Raw genomic sequence first — 9,736 nt, forward strand, 5'->3', positions numbered from 1 at the left:
GGCGGCACCGGGCACGCCGGGCCCGCCCGGCGAACCCGCCTCGGCCGGCGCATCGCTTCCCGCACGCGTCGAAGCCGGCAGCTTCAGCTTGAAGTCGCCGTCCGTGTCGGGGGTCGACGTGGAGCCGGACCGGAGCGGGACTTCGGCGGCCGGGCGGGCCAGTTCGAAGTCGGAGTCGAAATCGGAGCCGCTTTCGGTGTCGAGTCCGCCGGGGGCCGACACCACTGCCGGGCGTTCCAACTCGAAGTCGCCCTCGGGGTCTGCGTCGCGCACCGTGTCCGCGAGCCCGGTGGTCCCCGTGGATCCGGCAGATCCGGTGGACCCGGCAGATTCCGTGGACCCGGTAGCCTCCGTCGGTTCGTCGGCCCCGGCCCCGATGTGGTCCCCCGTCGTTCCGTCCCCCGCGCCGTGCGCTCGGGGTCGGCTCCACCACTTCGCCTTCGTGGGCTTCCCCTCGTTCATGTTCTCCCCACACCTGGGGCCCGTCCCAAGGACAGGCCCGCCGCCCACCGTTCGCCGAGTGCCGCGGACCGGAACCGGCCCGCGCGGACACGGCCCACTCCGGATTCAACCAGGTTCACGGGCCGGCGCGCAGAACTCAGGGGTCAGCGGAGGACGGGCGAGGTGGGTGTGGGAGACGAGGTGGTGTCGGGAGCCGTCAGCAGGCCCGGTCCCGTGAGTTCGGGCGCCGAAGACCAGTCGGTCAGCTGCAGCGAGGGTGCGACGCTCAGCGGACGTATGAGCGGGGACATGGCGGCCGCGCCGGCCAACACGGGGACGGTCAGCGGGTGCACGGCATGAAGGTCCTGACCGGCCGGAGCGGGGACTCCGGGCAACAGGGGCGCGGAGATCTCCGTCGGAGCGACGGGCACCTCGCCCAGGGACTGCTGGCCCTGTCCGAGCAGCGGCCCGACGGTTCCCCGGCGACGCTGCGACTCGGGAGCCGGAACCGTACCCGCGGCCTGCGTCCGCAGCGGTGTGACATTGCTGCCGGAGCCGGAAGTGCCCCGGGCGTCCGCCGTCTCGGCGGGCACCCCGTTGGTCACCCCGCCGAGGGCGATCGCGGCCAGCGACACCGCGCCTGCCGCCACGAAGGCGAACCGCATGCCGCGCGAGGCCGACCGCTCGGCCTCCTGCCGGCTCACGGCATGGATCCGAAAGCCCCGGTCGCCCGTGACTCCGGTGCTGCCGGCGGCTCTTTCCGTCGGGTCAGCACCGCCGTCCGCGTCCTCGGAGAGATCACGTCCGCCGCCCAGGAAGCCACGGTCGTCCATCGCCCCGCGGTCGCCGAGGAAGCCTCGCCCGCCCAGGAAGCCGCGGTCACCGAGGAACCCACGGCCGCCGAGCAGTCCGCGGCCCTCCGACGGCGTCAGCGCGCCGCCGTGTGGTCCCGACGGGACGTATCCGAAGGAGTCGCCGCCCGGTCCGAAGACGCCGAAGTCGGCGAAGTCCCGGGAGTCGGAAAGGTCGACGGGCAGGCCCGGCCTACCGGCCGTACTCCCCAGTCTTCCTGCGAAGCCACCGGACAGCGGCGATCCGCCGTCGCCGTCGCCGCCCGCCGGGAGCATCTGGAGCCGGGCCAGGAAGCTCTCGGAGGGAGGCGGCGGGGCGGCCTCCGCGAAGACGTTCTTCAGGCGGCGCTGCTCGTCCGCCTCCGTCTTGCACTTCGCGCAGGTGGCGAGATGTGCCAGGACGCGGTCACGCGCCTCATGACCGAGCTCTCCGTCGACCAGGGCGGAGAGACGGTCTCCCAGGTGCTGCTCGGCAGGTGTCGGACGGGTTCCACTCACGCGGTCGCGCCCCCTCCTCCCAGCACGGGCACCCGCGGCACCGTGAACCCGCGGCGCTGCTCTGCCCGGGCCTCCGGGGAGCGGTGCGCCAGGGCCTTGCGGAGCTGGGAGCGGCCACGGTGGATCCGGGAGCGGACTGTGCCGAGCTTGACGCCCAGGGTCGCGGCGATCTCCTCGTACGACAGTCCCTCGATGTCGCAGAGGACGACGGCGGCGCGGAACTCGGGCGCCAGGGTGTCGAGGGCCTGCTGGACGTCGGCGTCGAAGTGCGCGTCGTTGAAGATCTGCTGCGGGGTGGGCTCGCGGCTGGGCAGTCGCTCGGCCGCGTCGTCCCCGAGGGCGTCGAAGCGGATGCGCTGCTTGCGCCGGACCATGTCCAGGAAGAGGTTGGTGGTGATGCGGTGCAGCCAGCCCTCGAAGGTGCCGGGCGTGTACGTCGACAGTGAGCGGAAGACGCGGACGAAGACTTCCTGGGTGAGGTCCTCGGCGTCGTGCTGATTGCCGGTCAGACGGTAGGCGAGCCGGTAGACGCGGCCGCTGTGGGTGCTGACGATCTCCTCCCAGGTGGGCGGAGTCCACGCCTGCGCGTGCGCGTCCGTGGTGAAGGTCGCGGTCTGTGCGACGGCGGCGTGGCTGTGGTCAGCGGTGTCGTTCACGGATTTCGGCTTGCCCGCCGATCCGAGAAAGCGCCGTAGCACTCCTCCCCGATCCACAGGCGCGGCCGCACCTCCCCTGTCGGCTCTGGTGGTGTCCAGTGGAGCCCCTACCATAGCCACCTCGCCCGTTAGCTCCGGATAAGCGGTTTTATAAGAAATTGATGTGCGCCGATGTGGCTCATATGGCTGATGCGGCTCATATGGCGCAGTCAGCACCTGCACCGAAGCCCGCGCCTGCTCGTCGGACCGATCCACCCCGTGCCCCCCGTCGCGGCCCCCGTCACTCACTCATCCCTTTAAACGACCGGTCCCATCAGGAGGTTCCCGACGGCAACGGATACAGTCACGCCCAGGCAACCACGGGGACATAAGGAGAGGGTCATTACCGGCAACCGGCTGACGAGCTGGGCGTTCGCCGACGCCTTTGTCGCCGAGGACGAGGCGCTGCGCTGGGCCCGCGACCGGGCCCGGGAGTCAGGCCTGCGCTCGGTGTCGCCCGGCACGGGCGCCGCGCTGCGGGTGCTCGCCGCCACCGTGGACGCGAAGGCGGTGGCGGAGATCGGGACCGGGACCGGCGTCTCCGGGATCCATCTGCTGCACGGTATGCGGCCGGACGGGGTGCTGACCACCGTGGATCCGGAGCCGGACCACCAGCAGTTCGCCCGGCAGGCGTTCCGCGCGGCCGGCTTCGCCAGCAACCGCGCGCGCTTCATCCCGGGCCACGCCCTGGAGGTGCTGCCGCGGCTGGCGGACTCCGGGTACGACCTGGTCTTCTGCGACGGCGACCGGCTGGAGTGCCTCGACTACCTCGCTGAATCGTTGCGTCTGCTCAGACCCGGCGGCCTCGTCGCATTCGAGGGCGTCTTCGCCAGTGGCCGCACGGTGGATTCGAACCCCCAGCCGACCGAGGTCATACGCCTGCGGGAGCTGCTGCGCACGGTCCGCGAGAGCTCCGAGCTCGTGCCGTCCCTGCTCCCGGTGGGCGACGGCCTGCTGTGCGCGGTCAAGCGCTGAAGGACCCTTCCGGGGCCGGACCGGCCCCCGCACCACCCCCCGGCACAACAGCGCCCCGGCACCGCCGAGTGCGGCGGTGCCGGGGCAACTGAAAGGGTATGGTCGCTACGCGCGTCAGCCGACGACCTTCTTGAGGGCATCGCCGAGGGCGTCGGCCTCGTCAGGGGTCAGCTCCACGACGAGCCGTCCGCCGCCTTCGAGCGGAACTCGCATGACGATGCCCCGCCCCTCCTTGGTCACCTCGAGCGGGCCATCGCCCGTCCGCGGCTTCATGGCCGCCATGCTCGTACCCCTTCCTGAAACCAGCTCATCGCCTAAGCCGACGGCCCTGGAGGGCAGGCGCGGGCCCACCTGGGGACACGCGACACCGGCATCGAACACATTGCTTCCAGGCCATTATCCCGCATCTCATGACCCGATGACCAACATCGGTTGGCATCGCTTGGGCAACGCGCGCGAGCAAAACCACCCAATTCGGCGATGTGACTGCGATACTGCGCCACCACCCGGTCCCCGGTCGGCGCTCGGCCATTGGTGATTCTTTGACGCAGGTCACACCTCCGGCCTCCGTTGCCACCCGTGATCTCCGCCATGCTGTGCTGTGACGAGGGCGTACTGACCAGTACGTCCTCAGCCGCGAACCGGAGGGGAACCGCCATGGCCGACACCGTGCTCTACGAGGTGCACGACGGACTCGCGACGATCACGCTGAACCGTCCCGAGGCGATGAACGCGCTGAACATCGCGACCAAGGTGGCCCTGCGCGAGGCCGTGGAGGCCGCTGCCGGGGACGACGCCGTACGGGCGGTGCTGCTGACCGCGGCCGGGGACCGGGCGTTCTGTGTGGGCCAGGACCTGAAGGAGCACATCGGGTTGCTGGTCGAGGGCTCGGGACAGGTCATGAGCACGGTCAAGGAGCACTACAACCCCGTGGTGAAGGCGCTGACGGGTATGGCCAAGCCCGTGGTGGCCGGAGTGAACGGTGTGGCGGCAGGCGCCGGCCTGGGGTTCGCGCTCGCGGCGGACTACCGGGTGGTCGCCGACACTGCCTCCTTCAACACCTCCTTCGCCGGGGTCGCCCTCACCGCCGACTCCGGGGTCTCCTGGACCCTGCCGCGTGTGATCGGTCCCGGTCGCGCGGCCGACCTGCTGCTTTTCCCGCGCAGCATCAAGGCCCAGGAGGCGTACGAGCTGGGAATCGCAAACCGGGTCGTGCCGGCGGCCTCCGTGCACACCGCCGCCGAGCAGGTGGCGCGGATGCTGGCCGAGGGGCCGACGGTGGCATACGCGGCGATCAAGGAGGCGGTCGCCTACGGGTTCTCCCACTCGCTGGCCGAGACTCTGGAGAAAGAGGACGAACTGCAGACTCGGGCGGGGGCTTCGGAGGACCACGGGATCGCTGTGCGGGCGTTCGTGAACAAGGAGACGCCGCAGTACCTGGGGCGGTGACCGTCCGTGGGGAACCGCGGGCCCGACGCGGTTGATCGCGTCCACGCGCCGGAGCCGCCCATGCCGCCGCCCCACACCCCTTAGGGGGCGCTCCTGGCGACGCAGGTCTCCAAGTGGTCGTTCACCAAGCCGCAGGCCTGCATCAGCGCGTACGCCGTCGTCGGGCCGACGAAGCGGATGCCTCGCTTCTTGAGGGCCTTGGCGAGGGCCGTGGACTCGGGGGTGACCGCCGGGACGTCCGCGAGGGTCCTCGGCACCGGGCGGGTCGCCGGGTCCGGGGCGTGGGACCAGATCAGCTCGTCCAGCTCGCCCGGGGCCCAGGCGGTCAGCTCCCGCGCGTTGGCGATCGTCGCCTCGATCTTCGCCCGGTTGCGGATGATGCCGGGGTCGGCGAGGAGGCGCTCCTGGTCGGCCGCCGTGAACGTGGCGACCGAGGCGATCTTGAAGTCGGCGAAGGCGGCGCGGAAGCCCTCGCGGCGGCGCAGGATGGTGATCCAGGAGAGGCCGGACTGGAAAGCCTCCAGGCAGAGCCGCTCGTACAGGGCGTCGTCGCCGTGGACCGGGCGGCCCCACTCCTCGTCGTGGTACGCGACGTACTCCTCGGTGGACAGGGCCCAGGGGCAGCGGAGGGCTCCGTCGGGGCCGGCCAGGGCGGTGCCGTCGCTCACTGGTGGTCGCCCTCCTCGGGCTTGCGCAGCGAGGTCACGGTCGTCGAACGGGCGCCCGCGAGCGCGGACTCCAGGTCGGCGATACGGGCGTCCAGCTCGGCGATCTCGGCGCTGAGGCGGCCGAGGGCGTCGTCCACGTCCACCATGCGATAGCCGCGGACGGCGACCGGGAAGCGGAGCGCCTCGACGTCCGCGCGGTTGACCGGGCGGTCCGCCGGAAGCGGGTCCTGGAGCCGCTCGCCCTCGGCCTCCGGCAGCACCGCGTTGTCGCCGCCGCCCACGACGGCGAGCGTCACCGCGGCGACCACGACGGCGAGCGCGACGACCAGGAACAAGAACATGAACATCGCTGGGTCCCCTCGAGTGTGTTCGGCTCCGATCGTGCCATGCGAGTCTGGCAGTTAAGGTCGCAGGCGGTTGAGCAAGGCCGTCGATCGGCGGGACGTACTGGGAGAGGTCACAGCGGATGCTCAGGCTGGGCAAGCGGGAATTCGGCCCGCACGAGCCGGTGATCATGGCGATCGTCAACCGGACCCCGGACTCGTTCTACGACCAGGGGGCCACCTTCCACGACGAACCGGCGCTCGCACGCGTGGAACGGGCGGTCGCCGAGGGCGCGGCCATCATCGACATCGGCGGGGTGAAGGCCGGGCCCGGGGAGGAAGTGACCGCGGCGGGGGAGGCGCGGCGGACCGTGGGGTTCGTCGCGGAGGTGCGGCGGCGGTTCCCCGAGGTGGTCATCAGCGTCGACACCTGGCGGCACGAGGTCGGTGAGGCCGTGTGCGAGGCCGGGGCGGATCTGCTCAACGACGCGTGGGGCGGGGTCGATCCCCGGCTCGCGGAGGTCGCGGGGCGGTACGGGGTGGGGCTGGTGTGTACGCACGCGGGTGGGGCGGAGCCTCGTACGCGGCCGCATCGGGTCGAGTACGACGATGTGATGGCCGACATTCTCCGGGTGACCGTGGGGCTGGCCGAGCGGGCGGTGTCGCTGGGGGTGCCCCGGGAGTCCGTGATGATCGATCCGGGGCACGACTTCGGGAAGAACACGCGGCACAGTCTGGAGGCGACTCGGCGTCTGGGGGAGATGGTCGCGACGGGGTGGCCGGTGTTGGTGTCGTTGTCCAACAAGGACTTCGTGGGCGAGACGCTGGACAAACCGGTGAAGGAGCGGGTGGTGGGGACGTTGGCCACCACCGCTGTGTCCGCATGGCTGGGGGCCCAGGTGTATCGGGTGCATGAGGTCGCGGAGACCCGGCAGGTGGTGGAGATGGTGGGGGCCATCGCGGGGTATCGGAGGCCTGCGGTTGCCCGGCGGGGGCTTGCCTAGTACTTTCTCGCCCCCGCCGCCCCTACCCGTCCCATCCTCCAGGGGCTGCGCCCCTTCGACCCCGCACCTTTCCGTTCGTCGGGGTTGATCGCGCGGTTCCCGCGCCCCTTTCGGGGCGCGGGACAACCACGGTCTAGCGGCCCGCCTCCTTCGAGACCAGGGCTACCGCCTCGTCCACGTCGTCCGTCACGTGGAAGAGGGTCAGGTCCTTTTCGGCGGCCTTACCCTGGGCGATCAGGGTGTTGGTGAGCCAGTCGACGAGGCCGCTCCAGTAGGACTCGCCGAAGAGGACGATGGGGAAGCGGGTGACCTTCTGGGTCTGGACGAGGGTGAGGGCCTCGAAGAGTTCGTCGAGGGTGCCGAGGCCGCCGGGGAGGACCACGAAGCCCTGGGCGTACTTGACGAACATCATCTTCCGGACGAAGAAGTAGCGGAAGTTGAGGCCGATGTCGACGTAGGGGTTGAGGCCCTGTTCGAAGGGCAGCTCGATGCCGAGGCCGACGGACATGCCGCCCGCTTCGAGGGCGCCCTTGTTGGCCGCCTCCATCGCGCCCGGACCGCCGCCGGTGATGACGGCGAAGCCGGCGTCCACCAGACCACGGCCGAGCCGCACGCCCGCCTCGTACTCCGGCGAGTCGGCGGGCGTCCGGGCGGAGCCGAACACGCTGATCGCGGGCGGGAGTTCGGCGAGCGTGCCGAAGCCCTCGATGAACTCCGACTGGATGCGCAGGACGCGCCACGGGTCCGTGTGGACCCAGTCCGAGGGACCACCCGCGTCCAGCAGCCGCTGATCCGTCGTGCTCGCCTGGACCTGATCGCGTCTGCGCAGCACCGGCCCGAGCCGCTGCTCCTTCGGTGGCTGCTTCCCGCCCTCGGGGTTCCCGGTCGCCATGTCCGCTCCCTCCGCCGTGCTGGTGGTTCACGTCAGCGTAGATCCATACGGGTTACGGACGGGGGACGTGAGCGTGTCCGCCGCGATCCGTCACCTCGTACGGGTGGTTGGACCAGTGGTTGTACCCGTGGATCACGCCGTCAGCCAGGACCTCAGGCGTTCCTCGCCCGTCAGGATCTTCGCCGGGTCCACCCGTTCGTCGCGGCGGTGTGCCAAGTGCGGGTTGCCGGGGCCGTAGTTGACGGCCGGGACGCCGAGGGCGCTGAAGCGGGAGACGTCCGTCCAGCCGTACTTGGGCTGGGCGGTGCCGCCGACCGCCTCGATGAAGGCCGCGGCCGCCGGGTGGGACAGGCCGGGCAGCGCGCCGGGGCTGTGGTCGTCGACGACGAACTCCTCGACCCCGCAGTCGGCGAAGACCTCGCGGACGTGGGCGATGGCCTCGGCCTCCGTACGGTCGGGCGCGTAGCGGAAGTTGACCGTCACCACGCACACGTCGGGGATGACGTTGCCGGCGACACCGCCCGAGATGCCGACCGCGTTGAGGCCCTCCCGGTACTCCAGGCCGTCGATCACCGGGTACCGGGGCTCGTACGACGCCAGCCTGGCCAGGATCGGGGCCGCCGTGTGGATGGCGTTGGAGCCCATCCAGCCGCGGGCGGAGTGGGCGCGCTCGCCCCTGGTCGTCAGCAGGACCCGCAGGGTGCCCTGGCAGCCGCCCTCGACCTCACCGTTCGTGGGCTCCAGGAGGACCGCGAAATCGCCCTCCAGCCATTCGGGGTGGGCCTCGGAGACGTGCTTGAGGCCGTTCAGGTCCGCGGCGACCTCCTCGTTGTCGTAGAAGACGAAGGTCAGGTCGCGGTTGGGGGCCGGGACCGTGGCCGCGATGCGCAGCTGGACCGCGACGCCGGACTTCATGTCGCAGGTGCCGCAGCCCCACAGGACGCCGTCCTCGTCGAGGCGGGAGGGGACGTTGTCCGCGATGGGGACCGTGTCGATGTGGCCGGCCAGGATCACGCGCTCCGCCCGGCCCAGGTTCGTGCGGGCGACGATGTTGTTGCCGTACCGGTCGACCGTGAGGTGCGGCAGGGCACGCAGGGCGGTCTCGATCGCGTCCGCGAGCGGCTTCTCCGTGCCGCTCTCGGAGGGGAAGTCGACGAGCTGCGCGGTGAGCAGCGCGGCGTCCAGCGTGAGGTCAATGGGGGTCTCGGCCATGTCCCCGACCCTAACGCGCCGCCGGGGCGGGGCTGCCCGGCGAGTGGATCCGGTCACTCCTGCCCCACTGTTCACAACTCCTGCACGGGGGCCATTACTGTCCAGTACCTTGGACCGCGTGTCAGAGCTCTACCCCTTCCCCCCAGATCCCCGTCCCCGCCGTCGCGGCCGTCGTGTGCTGCAGTTCCTGGCGGCTTTCGTCGTGCTCGCCGCGATCGGGGCGTATCTCACCGTGCAGTATCTGACCGGGGGGAACGGCACACCACGATGCGTGGTCGTGTCCGGGGCGGACGACGGGGCGTCGTACGAGTTCACGCCGGAGCAGGCGGCGAACGCGGCGACGATCTCGGCGGTCGGCACCTCGCGCGAGCTGCCCGAACGGGCCGTGACGATAGCGCTGGCGACCGCGCTCCAGGAGTCGGGCCTGCGCAACATCGCGCACGGCGACCGGGACTCCCTCGGGCTCTTCCAGCAGCGGCCGTCGCAGGGCTGGGGCACCGAGCAGCAGATCCAGGACCCGGTGTACGCGGCGGGCGAGTTCTACGAGCACCTCGCCAAGGTCGACGACTACGAGCAGCTCCCGCTGACGGTCGCCGCCCAGCGGGTGCAGCGCAGCGGCTACCCCGAGGCGTACGCCAAGCACGAGCCCGACGCCACGCTGCTCGCCGCCGCGCTGACGGGGCGGTCGGCGGCCACGCTGACCTGCGAGGGGCGCCGGGAGTCGACCG

The 9,736-nt window shown here is 71.2% G+C and carries 10 protein-coding genes and 2 pseudogenes; 4 read left to right on the plus strand and 8 right to left on the minus strand.

What is annotated here, in order from left to right; translation table 11 throughout:
• The 3 genes and pseudogenes from AWZ10_RS51425 to sigE form a co-directional block, all read right to left on the minus strand.
• A pseudogene (locus tag AWZ10_RS51425) lies at positions 1-273 on the minus strand (hypothetical protein); the annotation flags it as partial.
• Positions 274-605: 332 nt separating this feature from the next.
• Positions 606-1,790 carry an anti-sigma factor family protein gene (locus AWZ10_RS08355; protein WP_046706114.1) on the minus strand — a complete coding sequence of 395 codons (1,185 nt, stop codon included), beginning with the start codon at positions 1,788-1,790 and terminating at the stop codon, positions 606-608.
• Positions 1,787-2,488, minus strand: coding sequence for an RNA polymerase sigma factor SigE (sigE, locus tag AWZ10_RS08360; RefSeq protein ID WP_046706113.1), 702 nt, complete (start codon positions 2,486-2,488; stop codon positions 1,787-1,789). Before sigE ends, AWZ10_RS08355 begins: the two co-directional genes overlap by 4 nt.
• A 270-nt stretch (positions 2,489-2,758) precedes the next feature.
• Between sigE and AWZ10_RS08365 the strand changes: the two genes are divergently transcribed.
• The gene (locus AWZ10_RS08365; protein WP_078935457.1) at positions 2,759-3,460 is read left to right on the plus strand and encodes an O-methyltransferase; all 702 of its coding nucleotides are present in this window, start codon (positions 2,759-2,761) and stop codon (positions 3,458-3,460) included.
• Between the two features lie 114 nt (positions 3,461-3,574).
• On the opposite strand, the gene AWZ10_RS47400 is transcribed toward AWZ10_RS08365, so the two are convergent.
• The gene (locus tag AWZ10_RS47400; RefSeq protein ID WP_003966491.1) at positions 3,575-3,742 is read right to left on the minus strand and encodes a DUF3117 domain-containing protein; all 168 of its coding nucleotides are present in this window, start codon (positions 3,740-3,742) and stop codon (positions 3,575-3,577) included.
• A 375-nt stretch (positions 3,743-4,117) separates the two neighbouring features.
• On the opposite strand from AWZ10_RS47400, the gene chcB reads away from it, so the two are divergent.
• The gene (gene chcB / locus AWZ10_RS08370) at positions 4,118-4,909 is read left to right on the plus strand and encodes a 2-cyclohexenylcarbonyl CoA isomerase (protein ID WP_046706112.1); all 792 of its coding nucleotides are present in this window, start codon (positions 4,118-4,120) and stop codon (positions 4,907-4,909) included.
• Positions 4,910-4,989: 80 nt separating this feature from the next.
• On the opposite strand, the gene AWZ10_RS08375 is transcribed toward chcB, so the two are convergent.
• Both AWZ10_RS08375 and AWZ10_RS08380 read right to left on the minus strand, forming a co-directional pair.
• A complete protein-coding gene (locus AWZ10_RS08375) occupies positions 4,990-5,577 on the minus strand; it encodes a DNA-3-methyladenine glycosylase I (RefSeq protein WP_046706111.1) in 588 nt (195 codons plus the stop codon).
• Positions 5,574-5,924, minus strand: coding sequence for a DivIVA domain-containing protein (locus AWZ10_RS08380; RefSeq protein WP_060890779.1), 351 nt, complete (start codon positions 5,922-5,924; stop codon positions 5,574-5,576). The genes AWZ10_RS08375 and AWZ10_RS08380 overlap by 4 nt, the downstream gene beginning before the upstream one ends.
• Positions 5,925-6,043: 119 nt before the next feature.
• On the opposite strand from AWZ10_RS08380, the gene folP reads away from it, so the two are divergent.
• A complete protein-coding gene (gene folP, locus AWZ10_RS08385; protein ID WP_060890780.1) occupies positions 6,044-6,904 on the plus strand; it encodes a dihydropteroate synthase in 861 nt (286 codons plus the stop codon).
• Between the two features lie 133 nt (positions 6,905-7,037).
• Here the strand turns inward: folP and AWZ10_RS08390 are convergent, their stop codons facing one another.
• Together AWZ10_RS08390 and dapE are read right to left on the minus strand one after the other, a co-directional pair.
• Complete coding sequence (locus AWZ10_RS08390; RefSeq protein WP_046707242.1) at positions 7,038-7,796, minus strand: LOG family protein; 759 nt, start codon at positions 7,794-7,796, stop codon at positions 7,038-7,040.
• A 132-nt stretch (positions 7,797-7,928) separates the two neighbouring features.
• Positions 7,929-9,008: a succinyl-diaminopimelate desuccinylase gene (gene dapE / locus AWZ10_RS08395; RefSeq protein WP_046707241.1), complete on the minus strand. Its 1,080-nt coding sequence runs from the start codon at positions 9,006-9,008 to the stop codon at positions 7,929-7,931.
• A gap of 118 nt (positions 9,009-9,126) precedes the next feature.
• Here dapE and AWZ10_RS08400 point away from each other — a divergent pair.
• Positions 9,127-9,736 (plus strand): annotated as a pseudogene (locus AWZ10_RS08400) (heavy metal transporter); the annotation flags it as partial.

Source organism: Streptomyces europaeiscabiei (assembly GCF_001550375.1).
Classification (GTDB): domain Bacteria; phylum Actinomycetota; class Actinomycetes; order Streptomycetales; family Streptomycetaceae; genus Streptomyces; species Streptomyces europaeiscabiei.